The sequence below is a fragment of the Aureispira sp. CCB-E genome (assembly GCF_031326345.1).
Taxonomy (GTDB): domain Bacteria; phylum Bacteroidota; class Bacteroidia; order Chitinophagales; family Saprospiraceae; genus Aureispira.
In genome coordinates this window covers 2,701,316-2,722,362 of sequence record NZ_CP133671.1, presented here as the reverse complement: position 1 = coordinate 2,722,362, position 21,047 = coordinate 2,701,316, and the positions used below count along the sequence as shown (strand labels likewise).

Annotated in this window: 7 protein-coding genes; 3 read left to right on the top strand and 4 right to left on the bottom strand. The window is 39.0% G+C overall.

The features are described from left to right. Positions 1 to 142 precede the first annotated feature (142 nt). Both QP953_RS10275 and QP953_RS10270 read right to left on the bottom strand, forming a co-directional pair. Positions 143 to 1,465 carry a hypothetical protein gene (locus QP953_RS10275; protein ID WP_309554913.1) on the bottom strand — a complete coding sequence of 441 codons (1,323 nt, stop codon included), beginning with the start codon at positions 1,463 to 1,465 and terminating at the stop codon, positions 143 to 145. Positions 1,466 to 1,605: 140 nt separating this feature from the next. Beyond that, entirely contained in the window at positions 1,606 to 2,145 is a 540-nt protein-coding gene (locus tag QP953_RS10270) for an RNA polymerase sigma factor (protein WP_052598633.1), read from the bottom strand. Positions 2,146 to 2,407: 262 nt separating this feature from the next. Here QP953_RS10270 and QP953_RS10265 point away from each other — a divergent pair, with 262 nt between their 5' ends. Then, on the top strand, positions 2,408 to 3,250 hold the full coding sequence (locus tag QP953_RS10265) for a peroxiredoxin (protein ID WP_052598632.1): 843 nt from the start codon (positions 2,408 to 2,410) through the stop codon (positions 3,248 to 3,250). Between the two features lie 157 nt (positions 3,251 to 3,407). Here the strand turns inward: QP953_RS10265 and QP953_RS10260 are convergent, their stop codons facing one another. Continuing rightward, positions 3,408 to 9,587, bottom strand: coding sequence for a T9SS type B sorting domain-containing protein (locus QP953_RS10260; RefSeq protein ID WP_309554912.1), 6,180 nt, complete (start codon positions 9,585 to 9,587; stop codon positions 3,408 to 3,410). A gap of 480 nt (positions 9,588 to 10,067) precedes the next feature. Continuing rightward, positions 10,068 to 18,635 carry a choice-of-anchor L domain-containing protein gene (locus QP953_RS10255; RefSeq protein ID WP_309554911.1) on the bottom strand — a complete coding sequence of 2,856 codons (8,568 nt, stop codon included), beginning with the start codon at positions 18,633 to 18,635 and terminating at the stop codon, positions 10,068 to 10,070. 934 nt (positions 18,636 to 19,569) lie between these two features. Here QP953_RS10255 and QP953_RS10250 point away from each other — a divergent pair. Together QP953_RS10250 and QP953_RS10245 are read left to right on the top strand one after the other, a co-directional pair. After that, the gene (locus tag QP953_RS10250; RefSeq protein ID WP_309554910.1) at positions 19,570 to 20,022 is read left to right on the top strand and encodes a DUF1569 domain-containing protein; all 453 of its coding nucleotides are present in this window, start codon (positions 19,570 to 19,572) and stop codon (positions 20,020 to 20,022) included. 227 nt (positions 20,023 to 20,249) lie between these two features. Next, complete coding sequence (locus tag QP953_RS10245; RefSeq protein WP_052598628.1) at positions 20,250 to 21,029, top strand: SDR family oxidoreductase; 780 nt, start codon at positions 20,250 to 20,252, stop codon at positions 21,027 to 21,029. Positions 21,030 to 21,047: the final 18 nt, after the last annotated feature.

Here is a 21,047-nt window from a genome sequence, read left to right as displayed (position 1 = left end):
AATCATTCAGGGGCAGAAAGTACAAGCTTAGTTTTTTATTGAGGAGGAAATGTGCAGCGTCCTAAAATACAAAAGTTGTTATCTCAGAAAGATAACAACTTTTGTAAAACGAGTATATTTAATAATTTAGTATTGCATGAACCTAATCTTTATAATGCATGGTCCGCATAGACTGAACATTCGATACTCTATTTCGGTTCTCCAAATAGCGTTGTTGGTCAGTTGTTAGAAAATTATGATTATTGGTAATAATAACCGAATAACCATCCAAACCACTTTTCTGAATAATTACTTTATCTGGATAATTTTTAGACATCTGCTGTTCAAAAATAAAGCGTTCATTATCAAAAGTAGACAGCATATAATCTACAGTTGTTTTATCTTCATCTAGGCTCATTACTAAAAAGATTTGATTGTCTCTAAATTCGATTCGCATAACTTCTTCAAAAATTCGTTCTGCGCTGTTAGACAATTTATATCCTTTGCCAACTAGAGTGGTCGAGTTTTTAAGTGTCCACATTTCGTAAGACTTCCCTCCTATCTCATTATCGTCCTCCCATTTACCCAACAAAAATCCAAAAGGATATAAACGTTGGTGGGCTGATGCCATCGGAGATTTTATTTTCTTTACTGTCTTCTTTTCTTTTCCGACAATTTTTCCCCTTCCTGCACCTCTTTTTCGAGTACTTGACTTAAATTTTTTCGTAGCACTAATCGTTTCTTTATCTTTTGATTGATTCAAGACCTCTTCCACAACGCTATTATTGTCTATCGTGTTAGCAATTTGAGGAATATAATTTCTGTTGTAATTTAAATCCTCTTGCTCCACAGGAACATCATTTTGGTACAAATCTGCTCTAGTATTCGTTGGTATGTTTGTCGTTCTTGCCAAAACTGTTTCATCAGGTATTTCAGGTTCGATGACAATCAAGTCATTGACTTCTTTTTCATCTACAATTTCAATATCGTCCAATTCAATTTTCTTAGAAGAAGAAGTAGAATTTTTCATTGTATTAGGAACCACAATATTTTCCTTCAATACTTTTTCGTTCACCGCTTCTACAATTTTTTCTGCTTGTTGTACTTCCTCCTTTGCTTTTTCTGCTTCTGTTTTAGCAGGAAAATCTTTGTACGACTCGTAAGGTTCTTCTTCTGTCTCCTCTTCCACATCTGTATAAATTGCCAAGGGAGCTTCTAAGGTTTTTTGATCCATATTAGAAGTTTCTATAGATCGGAACATATAAGCGACACTAGCCAAAACAACCAATACAGAGGCTGCTGCTAAATACTTTGATAAACCGATCACCTTAGTAGCCGAAGTGGCACCTCCAGTTGTGTTTTCAGTGACAGGTAGCTCTTGATCTAACTGCATTTCTAATTTAGACCAAAGGTCGTTAGAAGGCGGTTGTTCTAGCTTGTCCTGATTTTTTATAAACAGTTTAGAAATGTAATCATCTCTGCTCATAATTAATTAATTATCTTTGGTTGGTTTCTTTTAATCATTTAGTTCTATTCTTGTCTAACAAGTTGATGTTTATTCCCTTTATGGGTTCAAACCCAATTTATTTGTAATATGTTTCTGAATCTTCTTATTTTTTAATTTTTTTAATTGCTTCCCAATTGTTCTGATTTTTTAATCATTTCCTGTAGTTTCTTTTTCGCCAAAATCAACTGCGATTTAGATGTATTAATACTAATGCCAAGTTGTTCTGCAATTTCTCTATGCTTGAATCCTTCTATAACATACAAGTTAAAGACGGTTCTGTACCCAGTAGGCAATTGTTCCAGTAAGTTCAAAATATCTTGTGCTGCTAATTCATCTTCTACATTTACTTCCACTGCCTTCACAGGCAATTCGCTAATATCAGCATGCTCATTAAAACGATAATTTTTTCGCAAAAACATCAATGATTCATTTACCATTACACGTCTGATCCACCCCTCAAAGCTTCCATTGCCTGAGTAGGTATCAATTTTTTTAAACACTTTGCAAAAAGCTAACATTAACACTTCCTCTGTGTTTTCGACTGTTTTGACATAACGCCTACAGACCCCAAACATTTTGGAAGAGAACCGCTCGTACAAAGCCTTTTGCGCCAACCTATCGTTGCGCTTACATCTTTCTATGAGTTCTTGCTCCGTCAAATGATTTCGTTTTAAATGATGCTATTAACCCAAAACAAATTGTGGTGGTTTTAAGGTCAACAGTAGAGTATTATTCCTAGACTTACAATTCTTCTTTTAATTTTGCCCATTATCATAATTCATCTCAACAGATTGAATTACTATTTTTGTAGTCTATTCAAGTATTAAGATGCAAAATACAATTTTTTTGGTGTACTTTGATGCTCAATAAAGTAAATTTATTTTCCTAGCAAGTTATAACGCAATTTAAATCAGAGATTTTATGGATTCTTTAAAAGGTCTTTTTATTAGCCTCAGCGTCACTTTTATTGTCATTGGCACACTCTATTCTGGCTATACATATCTAACTCATACCAATCAACTAGCTTGGCTTGGTAATCTTATTAGTTTTGGTACAGGCTCCATTTATTTTGCAGGTATTTACCTAGTTGCCACACCAAGAACAAGTAAAAATATGTGGTCGACTTGGTTATTGCTATTATTAGGAACTAGTTTGGTCATATACAGCACCATAGCCCTCTCGAGTAATTATTGGGCACTAATTTTAAATGTATGTATGTTGGGCTGTTGGTGCTTGTATACATATTGGGCAACAGATTTTTCTAGTCGAGACAAAACCTTACTCAAAATTGGGAAAAAAATGCCTTTGGTTTCGTTTAAAACCCCAGAAGGCGCTGAAGTTTCTATTCAACAATTCTTGGGAGCTCCAGCTATTTTTCTATTCTATCGTGGCAACTGGTGTCCGTTCTGCATGGCACAAATCAAAGAATTGGCACAAGAGTATCAGCAAATAAAAGCTCAAGGTGCTGCTTTAGTTTTTATCAGCCCTCAGTCTCCTAAACACACCAAAAGTTTAGCTAAAAAGTTTGACATCCCAGCTCAATTTTTAATTGATGAAGATTTAAAAGCCGCCCAAAAACTTGGTTTGTTTCACTCAAAGGGTACTCCTGCTGGCTTTGAGGTATTAGGATACGACTCTGACAATGTTTTGCCAACACTGGTTGTTACAGATAAGGAAGGAATCATTCGTTTTGCAGACCTAACGGATAATTATCGCTTGCGACCAGAACCTAGCCAATATCTAGACTTGTTGAAACAGCTATAAATATTAAAGGTTATACATGTAAAAAGTTATGAGGACAGTTACTATATCTTTTGATTATTAATGCTCCGTTGATTTTTTAATTGATTCTAATAAAACAAGAAGCCATTTCTCAGATGAGAAATGGCTTCTTAATTTAAGAGATTTATAAAATTTACAGTTATCGAAGTAATGTAAACTCGCCTCTCAATATACGCGCATCTTGCCCTGGAACCTGATAACGCAATAAATAAATGTATACTTCTGTCGGCTGATCGACTCCATTAAAACGACCATCCCACTGATTCGTTGTATTCGTATCGTCAAAGAGCAATTGTCCCCAACGATTATAAATCTTGTATTCTACAATAAATTGTGGATCTAAGTTTGCTGGTCGGAAATAATCATTAACGCCGTCTCCATTAGGAGTAAAAGCAGTTGGAATTCCCAACAAATCATTGATATTAACAGTCACATAAACCGAACCTGTATCCACACAACCATCGGCTGATGTTGCTGTTACTAATAAAGTATATGTTCCTGATGTTGTTGGTTCTGGTCGAATGCTTGTGGCAGACGCTGTATTACTACCAAAATTCACATCACCCAAATTAGTAACATCTTCCCAAGTATAATTAACACCGTTTGATGTCTGGTCATTTCCTGCATTAATATTAATAATATCTCCCCAATTAACTGTCGTATCGGTTACAAATGCTTGCCCAACAAATGGATTGACAACTGGTCGAACAGGGTCTTGTATAGAATCTACCGCTGTTGCAGTACAACCATTCGCATCCGTTACTGTAACAGTATAAATTCCTGTATTTAAACCTGCATTAGATGCCGTTGTTATACTATTTGACCACTGATAAGTAGCGGTTCCCGTTCCGCCTGATGCCGCTGCATCCAAAGCACCAAATGGTTCTCCCAGACATCCTTCCAAAGGAACAGTTGCTGTTATTACTACATTTAATGCTGCTGGTTCTAAGACAACATGTGGTCCTGATGTTACCGTACAATTAGCTCCATCCGTCACCGTTACAGTATAAGTATTACCACTCAAATTCGTCAAATCTTCAGTTGTTCCTCCTCCGTTATCCCAGTTGTAAGAATAAGCAGGTGTTCCTCCTGATACGGAAATAGCAATCGCTCCATCCGCTGCTCCATTACAGCTTACCGAATCAATATTGTCTATTGTGACAACAATTGCGCTTGCCTCATTTACAATATGTGGTCCTGATGTTGCGGTACAACCATTAAAATCCGTTACGGTCACCGTATTAGAGCTACCACTTAATCCTGTAATGTCTTCTGTCACTTGACCATTAGACCAAGCATACGTGTAGGTACTTGTTCCCCCTGTTGTTGTCATCATGACAGCACCATCTGCAGCCCCATTACAACTGACATCAGTACTATTGTCTAACGTAATTGCCAGAATGGCTGGTTCCTCCACCGTATAAGCTCCAGCAGTTATGGTACAACCCAATGCATCTGTTACAGTTAAGGTATAATTTCCTATTGAAACGCCACTTAAGTCTTCCGTCGTTGCTCCTGTGCTCCACAACCAAGTATAGCCAGGTGCGCCTAAAGTCGTTGTTATAGAAACAGCTCCATCGCTCAATCCATTACAAGAAACTGAATCAATTCCATCTAGTGTAACGGTTATTGTAGGAATATCATTAATCGTAACAGTATCTATAGCAGTACAGCCATTGGTATCGGTTACTGTAATGGTATACGTTCCTGCTATTAAGTTCGTAAGATCATCTACGGTAGCACCTGTATTCCATAAGTAGCTATATGGCGCTGTTCCTCCTGTAGCTGTCGTACTGATAAATCCATCAATAATACCAAAACAGCTTTCATTTTTAAAACTATCTATGACAATATCTAAAGTTGTAGGTTCACTTACACTAAGAGGTCCACTTGTCTGTGTACATCCATTGGCATCCGTTACCGTTACGGTGTATGAACCGCCACTCAAACCTGTGATGTTTTGGCTACTGCCTGTATTTGACCATGCATAAGTGTATGCTCCTGTTCCGCCTGTTGCTGTGATAAACACACCTCCGTCAGCTGCTCCATTACAACTTACATTATCGATAGAATCTAAGGTGATAACCAAAGCAGTTGGCTCTGTTACTACATGTGGTCCTGTTGTTGCCGTACAACCATTGGTATCCGTTACGGTTAAGGTATACGATCCTGCAATTAAACCTGTTGCATCTTCTGTCGTCGCTCCATTGCTCCATAAATAACTGAATGGTACTGTTCCACCTGTAATGCTTACAAATACACCACCATCACTCAAGCCATTACAACTGACATTATTAATAGAATCCAAAGTCGCTACTAGTTGCGTAGGTTCCGTCACAACGTGTGGTCCTGATACTACCGTACAGCCTGCCGCATCTGTTACTGTAACGGTGTATGAACCACCGCCTAAACCTGTAATGTTTTGACTGCTGCCTGTATTCGACCATGCATAGGTATACCCACCTGTGCCGCCTGTTGCTGTGATAAATACGGCTCCATCATTTGCTCCATTACAACTTACATTGTCGATAGAGTCTAAAGTGATGACCAAGGCAGGGGCTTCGGTCACTACATGTGGTCCTGATACCGCTGTACATCCATTGGCATTCGTTACCGTTACGGTGTACGAACCACCACTCAAACCTGTAATATTTTGACTGCTGCCTGTATTCGACCATGCATAAGTGTATGCTCCTGTTCCGCCTGTTGCTGTGATAAACACACCTCCATCAGCTGCTCCATTACAACTTACATTATCGATAGAATCTAAGGTGATAACCAAAGCAGTTGGCTCTGTTACTACATGTGGTCCTGTTGTTGCCGTACAACCATTGGTATCCGTTACGGTTAAGGTATACGATCCTGCAATTAAACCTGTTGCATCTTCTGTCGTCGCTCCATTGCTCCATAAATAACTGAATGGTACTGTTCCACCTGTAATGCTTACAAATACACCACCATCACTCAAGCCATTACAACTGACATTATTAATAGAATCCAAAGTCGCTACTAGTTGCGTAGGTTCCGTCACAACGTGTGGTCCTGATACTACCGTACAGCCTGCCGCATCTGTTACTGTAACGGTGTATGAACCACCGCCTAAACCTGTAATGTTTTGACTGCTGCCTGTATTCGACCATGCATAGGTATACCCACCTGTGCCGCCTGTTGCTGTGATAAATACGGCTCCATCATTTGCTCCATTACAACTTACATTGTCGATAGAGTCTAAAGTGATGACCAAGGCAGGGGCTTCGGTCACTACATGTGGTCCTGATACCGCTGTACATCCATTGGCATCCGTTACCGTTACAGTGTACGAACCGCCACTCAAACCTGTGATGTTTTGGCTACTGCCTGTATTCGACCATGCATAAGTGTATACTCCTGTTCCACCTGTTGCTGTGATAAACACACCTCCGTCAGCTGCTCCATTACAACTTACATTATCGATAGAATCTAAGGTGATAACCAAAGCAGTTGGCTCTGTTACTATATGTGGTCCTGTTGTTGCCGTACAACCATTGGTATCCGTTACGGTCAAAGTATACGATCCTGCAATTAAACCTGTTGCATCTTCGGTTGTTGCTCCATTACTCCACAAATAACTGAATGGTACTGTTCCACCTGTAATACTTACAAATACACCACCATCACTCAAGCCATTACAACTGACATTATTAATAGAATCCAAAGTCGCTACTAGTTGCGTAGGTTCCGTCACAACGTGTGGTCCTGATACTGCCGTACAGCCTGCCGCATCCGTTACTGTCACGGTGTATGAACCACCACCCAAACCAGTGATGTTTTGACTGCTGCCTGTATTCGACCATGCATAGATATACCCACCTGTGCCGCCTGTTGCTGTGATAAATACGGCTCCATCATTTGCTCCATTACAACTTACATTGTCGATAGAGTCTAAAGTGATGACCAAGGCAGGGGCTTCGGTTACTACATGTGGTCCTGAACTAACCGTACAACCATTCGCATCCGTTACCGTTACGGTGTACGAACCGCCACTCAAACCTGTAATGTTTTGGCTACTGCCTGTATTCGACCATGCATAAGTATACGATCCTGTTCCGCCTGTTGCTGTGATAAACACACCTCCGTCAGCTGCTCCATTACAACTTACATTATCGATAGAATCTAAGGTGATAACCAAAGCAGTTGGCTCTGTTACTACATGTGGTCCTGTTGTTGCCGTACAACCATTGGTATCCGTTACGGTCAAGGTATACGATCCTGCAATTAAACCTGTTGCATCTTCTGTCGTCGCTCCATTGCTCCACAAATAACTGAAGGGTACTGTTCCACCTGTAATACTTACAAATACACCACCATCACTCAAGCCATTACAACTGACATTATTAATAGAATCCAAAGTCGCTACTAGTTGCGTAGGTTCCATCACAACGTGTGGTCCTGATACTGCCGTACAGCCTGCCGCATCCGTTACTGTCACGGTGTATGAACCACCGCCTAAACCTGTAATGTTTTGACTGCTGCCTGTATTTGACCATGCATAGGTATATCCACTTGTGCCGCCTGTTGCTGTGATAAATACGGCTCCATCATTTGCTCCATTACAACTTACATTGTCGATAGAGTCTAAAGTGATGACCAAGGCAGGAGCTTCGGTTACTACATGTGGTCCTGAACTAACCGTACAACCATTCGCATCCGTTACCGTAATAATATAACTACCTCCACTTAAACCTGTAATATCTTCTGTTGTTGCTGTATTCGACCACAAATAAGTATAGTTTGGTGCTCCTCCTGTTACTGTAATGAACACGCCTCCATCATTTGCCCCATTACAACTCACATTGTTAATAGAATCTAAGGTCACCGTCATCCCTGCTGGCTCCACAACGATATGTGGACCAGATGTAACAGAACAACCATTGGCATCCGTGATCGTAACGGTATAACTACCACCTCCTATGTTGGGATTATCTTCTGTTGTTACTCCATTGCTCCATAAGAAGTTATAATTCGTTGTTCCTCCTGTTACACTAATAAAGACACCTCCATTTCCAAAACCATTACAACTCACATCTACAATAGAATCTAAAGTAGCCACTAATACAGGTGGTTCATTTACAACATAAGCTGTATCACTTACTGTACAACCATTCGCATCCGTTACTGTAATGGTGTAATTTCCTCCATTTAGCCCTGTAATATCTTGAGTCGTGGCTGAGTTTGACCAAGCATAAGTATAATTGGTAGTCCCCCCTGTCACGGTTACAAAGACAGCTCCATCAGCATCACCGTTACAGTCTATATGCTGAATAGAATCTAGGGTCAACGTTAAAACAGCTGGTTCATTTACAGTATGAGGTCCTGTGCTATCTACACAACCATTGGCATCCGTTACCACAACAGAATAAGTACCTCCAGATAATCCTGTAATATCTTCTGTTGTTGCTCCATTCGACCAATTAAAATTATAATTCGCAGTTCCTCCTGTTACAGTTATAAAAACGGCTCCATTACCATTTCCATTACAATCTACATTTTGCAATGAATCAAACGTTACCGCAAGTATATTCGGTTCGTTCACAATATGTGGTCCCGAAAGCATGACGCAATTGCTAGAATCAGTCACTGTCACCGAATAGGCACCGCCACTAAGACCCGTTATATTTTGTGTAGTCGCTCCATTGCTCCACAAATAGTTGTAGGTTCCTCCTCTTCCTCCTGTCACACTAATAAAAACACCTCCATTGGCTGCTCCATTACAAGTAACATTGTCGATAGAATCCAAAGTCACAATAATCGGAGGTACACTATCTATTCCAATTGCTTTAGCCGAAGCTGTACATCCATTGGCGTCGGTTACCGTTACATTCATTGGTCCTGCGGGCAAACCTGACACATCCTGTGTGGTTGCTCCATTGTCCCAAATGTAAGTATATCCAGGTACACCTCCCGATACGGATAAATCAACAGATCCCGTCGAATCACCTGCACATAGGATATTAATAATCGTGTCTGCTACAACATTAATAACAGGTGGTGCTGTAACCGTTAGGACGTTAGAGACGGTTACCCCACTTAAACCATCGGTAACAGTCACAACAAAGGAACCAGAAAACAAACCTGTTACATCTTCTGTAGTTGCTCCATTACTCCATTGATAGGTAAATGGCGGTACTCCTGCAACACTAATCTGAATGGCTCCATCTGCCGAAGCATTACATGTTGCATTAATAATGGTATCTACTGTTATAATTGCTTGTGCCTTTGTTTGAGTGTTGAATGACAACACAAGGACTAACAACAAACAGCATTTAATGAAAAATTTCATTTTAATTGTTTTTTATAATGAATGGTTGACTCTTTTGTTTTGTTATTGAACTTTCTTTGACTTAACACATTGTTGTTTTCGTTTTTCAGAGTAATATTTTGCCAAAATGACTTAAATTCAATTCCTCCTTCTTAGATAAGAACAACTTATTTTAAGTTAAAAAGCAAGTTCTTTCTCATAATCAATACTACATAATTTAAAGATACCCCCATCTTATTCTTCTAAAATAAGATATAAGCATCCCAAGCATATACTAGAAAAACGTATTGCTCGAATTTTACGCCACAAAAGTATGTTTTTTGGGCAACATTTGCATTACAAATAGTTGATGAGTTGAACTTATTTAAAAAAAATTAATTCTCAAATAACTTCATAACAAAGGTGGGGACAATGTGTTGTTTTGAATAAATAAGCCATTCCCAAACATAATCCAACTATAAAAGGTTAGCCTATGTTCAGAAATGGCATTTATAAATTACTCTACTCTTTCAAAATAACCACTCGTTTGGTAATGTATTTTCCAGCAGAAGAGATTTTCATCATATAAGTTCCAGTACTGGCATTTTGTACATCTACATGAATACGTTCTTGAATCAACTGAGGAGCATAAGTACGCTCCATAACACGTTGTCCAAGTGCATTGAACACTTCAATTTGGATTGGCTCCATTGGTAGTTGTGCAAATTCTACATAAATGCTTCCATTAGATGGGTTTGGATACACACTCAGTTCCATGCCCTCTAATTCCACTATTGCCGTAGAGAAATCAACTGTAAATACAGTATCCATTGTACAACCATCCACGTTTGTAATCGTTACATTATAGACTCCAGGAACAACATTTATTAAATCTTCAGTTGTTGCTCCATTGCTCCAAACAAAGGTATAAGGTGCACCAGCTCCTCCTAGAGTTAAGTCAACCGCACCATCGCTACAACTAGAACAAGACGTTGAAGTTGTATCTCCAGAAATAAAGTCTACAGGAGTTCCGATATTTGGAATTACAATTGGTACAGATAATTGACAGCCATTGGCATCAGTTATAGTTGCACCATAATTTCCAGCCAATACACCCGAAATACTAGCTCCTGTCGCTCCATTGTTCCATGCATAAGTATAAGGACTTGTTCCCCCTGTTACATTTAAGATCATACCGCCATTTGCCTGATTACAAGTTGCAGCTGTTGGTGTAGAGGTCAATCCTAAACCACCACCTGTATTTCCAACAGTATAAGTAGCATTAATAATACAACCTGCTGCATCTGTTATCGTTACAACATAGGTACCAGAAACAACGGCACTCACGTCTTCTGTTGTTGCTCCATTGCTCCACGCATAAGTGTAAGGGCTTGTTCCTCCAGTTACTGTAATATCTACACTACCATCCGCTGCCGCACAGTTAGCCGCTGTTGTTGTTCCAGTAACTCCAAAATTATTGGTATTATTATTAATAACATACGATTGTACCAAGGCACAACCTAAGTTATCTGTTACCGTAACATCATAGCTTCCAGCTGAAAGACCTGTCAAATCTTCTGTTGTTGCTCCATTGCTCCAAACAAAAGTATATGGACTCGCTCCGCCTCCTATTGTCAAATCAATGGCACCAGTACCATCACCACATTGTTCGTCTGTCAGCAATGCACCAGCAATACCAAATCCGAATGTGTTGTTTTGGATAGAGACGGAATCAATTGTTACACAACCATTATTATCGGTTATAGATAAGGTGTACGTACCTGCTGATAAAGCAGAAATACTTTGAGTTGTTGCTCCTGTTGACCATAAGTAGGTAAAACTAGTTACAGAGGTCGTAGGACTAGTACAAGTAGTTGTATACCCAGAGCCATTTACTGGATTTAGCCCTGAAATAAATTCGGTCGTTCCGTTTAAGACTACATCATAACTATCTTGCCCTGGTGCAAATGGGCTTTCATTATAAATAAATTGAATGCTTTGCCCGCTAGGAACTTTGATCGTAAAGGAAGAAACAGCCGCTGTCGCAGTATAGTTTCCTACATTTACTCCATTAACGATAACAGTCACACTTGAACCTTGCCAACCAAAGCCAAAGCCATCATACAAATTCAAGGTATAGCTACAGAAACTATCGATCGACGTATACGCATCAATTTCACCATTGGCTTGATTACACGTTTCATCGGTAACAACTAAGCTATCTATATTAACAGGTCCTAAATCATTAATTACCTGATACGTTTCCACATGAGTACATCCACCCCCGCCAGGTCCAAAGTTAACCGTCATGGTTACGGAATATGTTCCTGCGGAAAGGTTGGCTAAATCCTCTGTTGTTGCTCCTGTTGACCATACAAAGGATGGAGGAGGTCCTCCAGCTGCTATTGTTAAATCAATAGCCCCCGTTCCATCACCACAGGCTTCGTTGGTAACGGTAGCAGTCACATCAAAGAAAGCATTGTTCTCCACTACAAAAGAATCGACCAACATACATCCATTGGCTTCTGTTATAGTTAAAGTATAGGTCCCAGGAGTTACATTGGTAAGGTTTTGAGTCGTTGCTCCATTACTCCAATTAAAACTCAATGGTAATGCACCACCAGATAAAGCTAATGTAACGCCTCCATCATTATTACCACAGAAAGCAGTATCGATCGTTACATTTGTAATCGTTACGGTACTAGTTGTATTGTTGACTGTATCCGCAAAGACAATAACACATCCTGAGGCATCGGTAATAGTAGTATTATATATGCCCGCAGATAGACCTGTAATATCCTCTGTTGTTGCGCCATTTGACCATGCAAAAGTATATGGTGTTGTTCCTCCTGTTACTGTCATATCAATAGCACCTGTTCCATCACCACAAGTTTCGTCTGTTGTAACGGCTGATGCTGTAATACCATTGGCATTATTGATAACGGTATACGTTTCTACTAAATCACAGCCAGTATTATCTGTAATAGTAACTATATAAGTACCCGCTGATAACAGAATAATATCCTCTGTTCCTGATCCATTCGACCATGCAAACGAATAAGGTGTTGCCCCTCCACTAACTGTAAGGTCAATTGCTCCTTGCCCATTCCCACAAGTTTCATTTGTAACTAAGGTATCTGTAACTACCAAGCCATTGGCATTGTTGACAATCGTATAACTTCCTACTGTTGTACAGCCATTACTTGGGTCTGTTGCAGTCATTGTATATGCTCCCGCAGACAAACCTGTAATATCCTCTGTTGTTGCACCATTCGACCACAAGTAAGTTGGATTCGCTGCCCCTCCTACGGTGACATCAAGTGCTCCATTTCCTAGACCACAAGTTTCATCGACTTGATTATTCAAACTAATATTAATTGCTCCACTAGAGTTATTAATCGTGTAGGCTTGTGTTACAGAACAACCGTAATTATCCGTAACCGTTAAACCATAATTTCCAGCCGATAAGTTGGAAATACTATTGGTTCCTTGACCATTGATAGAACAAGTTACATTTCCTGTATAGGCAATTCCTCCCGAGAATGGATTAGGACCATCTTGGAATACAGTATCGCCAGCAGCATTTAGCAATAAGTAGGCATTATTACCATTTTGAGCCGCAGCAACGTATTCAACAGCAATGATATCTCCTGTACATACGGGTATAGCAACGCTATTGAATGAGTTTCCTGGACCTATTGGCACTGTATAGGCACCAATTAAATTATTATTGACATATACATTTACAAATGGAGCAGGTGTACCTCCCCATCCATTGCCATTTAAATCAAACATATGCAGCTCATAGTTGCAACATGGATTAGATGAGACCGTTGACCAATTATAAGTATACGGAAGTCCACCACCTGTCACGGTTGTTGTAATAGAACCAGTTCCTTGATTACAAGCATCGTCTACAGTAGAACTATTAGCAATTTGCAAATTACCGCCCAAATCCTGTACTGTTCCCGTATAGTTTGTCGTACATCCGTTTGCATCCGTAATGACACAAGTATACGTCCCTCCTGACAAGCCTGTCAAGTTTTGAGTAGTAGCACCATTCGACCATTGATAAGTATATCCTGGTGTACCGTTACTTATCGTGAGGAAAACAGCTCCATTAACTGCTCCACAAGTTGCATCAACAATACTATCATTAGAAACTGTTAATGACCCTGGATCGTTTTGGATGCTAGAAGAATGTGTAATTACACAGCCATTGGCATCTGTTACTGTTGCAGCATACACGCCTGCATTTAACCCTGTTAAATCCTCGGTTGTTGCGCCATTTGACCATGCATATACAAGGGGTGCCTGTCCTCCAGTGAAGGTCACATCAATAGCCCCTGTTCCATCTCCACAATTTTCGTTTGTCGTATTGATGTTAGCCAATTGAAAGTTGGCAGAATTATTATTAACTGTATAACTATTAGAAACAGCACAACCATTGGCATCGGTCACCGTTACGCTATATGTTCCAGCACTTAAAGTTGTCAAATCTTCTGTCGTTGCTGAGTTTGACCATGCATAGGTATAGGTAGGAGTACCACCAGCAATTGTGATATCAATTGCCCCTTGTCCGTCTGTACAGTTTTCATCTACGACTTGAGCATTCGAGATCGTCAATCCACCAGCGTTGTTGTTCACTGTTCTTGTAATAATTAACGAACAACCCGAAGCATCACTAACCGTACCAGTATACGTTCCTGCTGACAAGTTGGTCAAATCTTCTGTTGTGGCATTATTAGACCATAAATAAGTCAATGGTGCCGTTCCACCTGTTACAGTAATATCAATCGCCCCTTGTCCATTCCCACACGTTTCATCTGTTACTAGATGCGTTCCTTGTGTTAATGTTCCTGAACTATTATTAATAACGTAAGGACCTGCAATCAAATCACAACCTGACGCATCTGAAATTGTACAAGTATACGTTCCTGATGTCAAACCTGATACATCTTCTGTTGTGGCGTTATTAGACCACAAATAAGTCAGTGGAGCGGTTCCCCCCGTTATACTAATATCAATCGCCCCTTGTCCATTCCCACAAACTTCATTCGTTAATACTTGTCCTGCTAAAGCTAGCGTTCCTGTATTATTTTGAACATTAGCATTAGATGTTACCGTACAACCAATAGCATCGGTTACTGTTACACTATATGTTCCAGCTGCGATGTTAGATAGATTTTGTGTCGCACTAGCATTTGACCATGCATAAGTAGCAGGTGCATTGGCTCCAGAAACAATAATAGTTACCGAACCATCATTTTGACCACAAGTTTCATCGCTGATAATTGTATTATCAATACTCAAGGCTCCTGGATCATTGTTGACCGTTGCATTGGCATATACTGCACAACCGACAGAATCTGTAATCGTACAATTATAATTTCCTGCCGATAAGTTGGATAAATCTTCAGAAGCAGAGCTATTACTCCATGCAAAACTCAACGGACCTGTATTTCCTGATACCGTAATATCTACACTACCAGTTCCGCTACCACACGTTTCGTCCATCACTTGTACTGCATCTAAAGAAAGGTTACCACTATTGTTCGCTAAGTTCAAGGTGTTGGTAAAAATAGCACAACCACTATTATCGGTTACCGTTGCAGTATACGCTCCTGCTGACAAACCAGTTATGGCTGCTGTGTTAGCTCCTGTATTCCAAGCATAGGTATAAGGTGCTTGTCCGCCAGTAATACTCAAGGTAATCTCTCCTTGCCCGTTGGCACAAGTTTCATTGTCAACATCTATGTTATTAAATGTCAAACCACCTGCATTGTTATTAACGACATAACTTGGTGTAATGAGCACACATCCTGCATTATCGGTTACAGTACAAGTGTACGTTCCTGCACTAATTCCTATCAAATCTTCTGTTGTTGCCCCATTTGACCACAAGTAAGAATAAGGCGTTTGACCACCACTAAATAAAATATCAATAGAACCTTGTCCATTAGAACAAACTTCATCTACTGCATTGCCAAATGTTTGAACAAAACCACCTGTATTGTTAACAACAGTGGCATTATCTACATAACGACAGCCATTTCCATCGGTTACTGTCAACGTATAAGCTCCTGCCGCAACATTCGAAAGATCTTGGGTTGTCGCACCATTTGACCACAAATAAGTATATGGCAAAGAACCTCCTGATATTGTTGCATCAATAGCTCCAGAACCATTACCACAGAACTCATTCGTCACATTCATCGATGCTATACTCAAGCCACTTGCTTGATTGATAATGTTAAAACTCATCGTATCCACACAATTAATAGCATCTGTCACCGTAACGGCATAAGATCCTGCCGATAAGCCACTAATATCTTGCGTTGTTGCTCCATTTGACCACAAGTAAGTAATTGGTCCACTAGTTGTAAAAACGGTAATATCTACAGCACCAGTACCATCTGCACAATTTTCATTAGACGCTAAGAAGCTTGTAATATCTAAATCACAACTAGGCACACAGTTTCCAACTAAATTAATTACTGTAAATGAATCTACTGTTGTACAGTTGTTGGCATCGGTCACTGTTACAAAATAATTACCTTGTTGCAAATCATCAATATCTTGTGATGTTTCACCATTCGACCAAATATAGGTAAACGGTGTTACTCCGCCTTGCAAAGAAATATTTATAACTCCTTCTTGATCTCCACAATTTTCATTTGTAATAGAAGAAGTAACTACAATTGTACTAGCTGGATCAACCGTATAGCTAGCTACCCCTACACAAGTACCATCTGAAACGGTTACAGTATATGTTCCAGGTGCCAAACCTGTCAAGTCTTCTGTAGATGCTGAATTTGACCATGCGTAGGTAAATGTTCCTGCCCCTACACTCAAATCAATCGCACCATCATTGGAACCATCACACGCTTCGTCGGTTACAACAGCACTTAGGGTTACTGACCCCGTATTTGATAAATTGACGGTATAATCATAAGTACACCCCGTTCCATCCGTAACTGTTACTGTGTACGAACCTGCTGTGATGTTATTCAAATCCTCTGTCGTTGCGCCATTTGACCATAGATACGTAAATGGTCCATTTCCTGTTACAGAAAAATCAATTGCTCCATTCGACATACCACAAGCTGGATCTGTTGTAGTGTGTGCCATAGTAGGTGCTGGCGGCTCGGTTAAAGTAACAATAGAGTCTGGCAAATCAGTTTGCAAACTAATTGACCAATCAAAAATGTAACCATTGTCTTGTGCAAAATTATCGGTTACCCTCAACGTCCAGTTTCCATTTAATGAAGTTCCCAACAAACCAAAGAAAGATTGACGAGGAGCATAAGAGCCCGCTGGCAAGTAGTAATCCGTATAAGTATTTCCTGCCAATGTTGTAAAGGTATGTGTTGGTGGAGGGCCTGGAGGAGCTGGCGAAACCATATCGTTCATCGTGGCATAAGTTGGGTTATTGGTCCAACAATATTGGTACCCTACCCCTGGCAAAGTGTTTGAAGTACTCCAGTTATCAACTGGTCCAGAGGCAATTGGCTCTCCCAAGTCACAAGTATTCACACCTGTTCCTGTATTTCCTACATTCTTTAATTGAATGCTTTGTCCACTTGGCGCGACCAATTCTATTGTCAAATCACTAGCATAAGAGTGCTCCATTGTTGCACAAATAGAGTTGATTTGATTAATTGAGTTAAGCGTTTGCCCTGCATTAAAACCTGTTATATTAATACCTGATGTATACGAAGCTCCTGTACCATCGGGCAAAAATGTTTGTCCTGCATTGAAGTTTCCTCCAACAACAATAGCATCTGCCGTACATCCGTATTGGTCAGAAATACGCAATAAATAAGAAGTAGCATCCAAGCCTGTTATTGGCAAGGACGTTGCGGGAACGGTGTTAGAGACACCCGTTGCCGTATCAATATAGGTAACATTATAAGGTGGTGCCCCCCCTGTTATATTTACATTAATACTTCCTGAGCTATTTCCATTACAATTCAAATTGGTGCCCAAAGCATCAAATGTAATAGAAGTTGCATCGTCTATATACAACAAAACAGTATCTTCAGGCGCACAAGAAGACGGACTATAATATAATTCAATTGTTTCTCTACCTTCTGTAATACCATCTGCTAATGCATTGATAATAACTGTTGAAGAAGTTTGTCCCGCAGGAATTGTAATGATAGAATCTATGAATGCGTAATCGACACCATTTAACGCTGTGCCTCCCAAACGAATTGGAATATTGAGATCCGTCGCAGCCGTTGCTCCCAAATTAAACGTAAATGTTGCAGGGATACAACCTTCTAAGGCTGTAGTATCGGTGCTAACTGTTGCAGAGTTAACGGCAATACTATTAGAAACCAATGAGTTTTCTTGTAATAATACCCCAGAATCTAAACGATCGTCAGAACCATCGGCAATTCGCAGCGATAACTTGTATACGCTACAAGGTGTTAGATTGGTTCTTCTCGCTTTCATCAAGGTTGTAAAACCATCAAATTCTACATTAACTTGATTCGTCACACTAGCATCATTGTCATTATAAAACTGGAAAAAAGAGCCGTTGTTGATACTGTTAATCGTAACAGGAGTTGTTGTTCCTGGCACAACTGCTAAATTTTCTTGCCCAACAATACCTGGACCACTGATGTAAAAAGCAAATACATCATTAAATCCACTATTGACAAATTCGTTGTATTCTTCTGATAAGAATACAAAATTAAATTCGAGTTCGTCCCCTTGAACCTCAAATTCAAATTCGAAAACAACCGCATCTTGTGTTGCAAAACCTGCTAGAGCTGTCAAGTCGGCATCTCCTGGCAACCCATAAGAGGTTGAGGTACTGGGATTGCTGTTAGGTCCCACAGCATTATCAATATCTCCTGTCGATAATATGACTCCAGAAGATAAACCTAAACCAGTTCCAGTAAAATTGAACAAGCCATATTGGCTCGTATCTCCCGTAATGGTTGGATTAATAATGTTAATGTTTGCCCCTGCCAGATTATTCCCAAGCTGTTGTGCTGTAAGTCCTTTTTGGACCGACAGCTGTGCATGGGTAACGACAGAAACAAACAAAAAGGCGAGCATTAATGTTAATCTCATCATTTTGTACGTGTTTTAAGAAGCGACAATGTGCTAATAAGATCATAGACTATTAACCTTATTAATTGTCATTATAAGTAGATGAATCAAGAAAGGATGTGGTGTACCTTGATTTTAATGTGTATGTAAATTACTTAAAATTAAGGAGAAATAGAAAATTTATCTTTGTCAAAAATCACTTTAACTAAGCCATCAGTTCTTCTTAAATTAGTCGCAATTCACTAACTTAAATTTTATTCAATTATTCTTTGAATCATATTTAGATAAGTCAACTTTGATAAGAGGATTATCTAAGTTAAATACTAGCTGGGGACTAGCTTCAACATTCAGTTAATAATAACTTTATGAACTGAAATAGAAGTGCTTCTACTCAACAAAGTTATATAAAAACAGTTAAAAAAAGTTTAATTCTTCTAAAAAAATCACATTTTTTATATCCTAAATAGAACTGGTCTTCATAAATTACAAGATAAAAACGTTTTTTTGATAAAAAAAAAGACAAAAATTCCTATTTATAGATTCTATTCATTCAATTAATTCCGTATTTAGTTTATTATAAGCCTAAATTATAGATAAAAATCATCTCCCAAAGGGATTAAAAATTCAAATAGTTTTTTTGCAGAAGCAAGTTATTTTTAATAGCTTCTTCAGCTCTTAACCGTTTGAGAATTACCCTACCCTACTTTTTGTTATGAATATAAATTTTTGTACCTTCTTAGCATTAGTAGTTCGTTGATTTTTTACTTTTTTAGCTCGCTACGCTCGTGAGATCGCAAGCTTAGTTACCAAAAAGATAAAAAAGCACATTTATATTAGTTTGATAATCAAAATTTTAACACAAAACACAACAAAGATATAACTTATTGATTATCAAACTAATAAAGTTTTACAACGAACTATTGTAGCATCAATAACGCATTTTATCAAATAAGCAACTATGGCGACTACCAAACATCCTAATCTATTTGATCCACAAGTTTACCAGGACTTCAAGGCTAGATTTCAGCGTATCAAAGCCGATAGTCGACCTCTTTGGGGGACGATGAACGCAGCTCAAATGTTTGCTCATTGCACCGAAGTTCAAGAAGCTTGTAATGGCAAGGCTCTAAAAAACACTCCTTTTTTCCTAAAGTTATTCAAAGGGTTTATCAAAAAATCCGTTCTTAACGATAAGCCTTACCCTAAAAGTTCTCCCACTCATCAACAATATGTAATTAATAGTCAAAAAGATTTTGATGCTGAAAAAGAACGCTTTTTGGCATCTTTGGATGCCTTTGTTCGCCATACAGGAAGTACAGAACATACGTTATTTGGGAAACTATCTCCATCCGAACGCAGTTGGGCAATTTACAAACATCACAGCCATCATTTAGAACAATTTGGGGTTTGATTTTATTATAATAAGTATCTGTAGTCTAATTCTTTAGTTTGTTACCAATCGACAAAACATTTACCTCATTTATAGATTACAAAAGTACTACAGAACGATAAGCAACTAGACAATAGCAATATTTATTGACTTTTTTTGACAAGTAGATTTGATTTTTTTTAACAAACATCCCTCTTGTTTCTTGCCTTATCTTTGTCTTATTATTTAAGTATTGAACACAAATTATTATGAAAAAAGTAGCCTTAATTACAGGAGCCTCTAGTGGCATAGGAAAAGAATTTGCATTTATTCATGCTGAAAAAGGAGGCGACTTGATTCTCATTGCAAGAAGTGAAGACAAACTTAATCGGTTAAAAGCTGAGTTGGAACAAAAATATTCTGTTAACGTTAAAATCATTGTCAAAGACTTAACAGAAACCAATGCGACCTTAGATATTTATAACGAGATAAAGGACGATAACATAACGGTAGATTATTTGATTAACAATGCTGGTTTTGGAGGACAAGGCAAATTTCACGAACGGGCATGGAAAGACGATTTGGCAATGATTCATTTGAATATCATCGCATTAACTTCTTTAACCCGTTATTTTTTACCTGACTTTGTTGCTCGAAACAACGGAAAAATACTCAATGTCTCCTCTACAGCAAGCTTGCTACCAGGTCCTTTGCAAGCTGTTTATTATGCTACAAAAGCTTATGTAACCTCCTTTAGCAATGCAATTGCCGAAGAGTTACACGATACCAATATCACAGTTACAGCGCTTTTGCCAGGTGCAACAGAAACAGGTTTTGCAGATACATCTGGCATGGACAAAACAGATTTGTTTGCACAGGCAGCTAGTGCTAGGTCTGTCGCTTTGGATGGTTACAATGCAATGCTAGCAGGGAAGTTAGATGTTATTTCAGGATTGACATTTACACAAAAAATGATGATGGCTGCTATTCCTATCACGCCTAAAAAAATGCTTCTTACGCAGATCCGAAAAATGCAAGAGATACAATAACAACTATGGTTCAAGCAT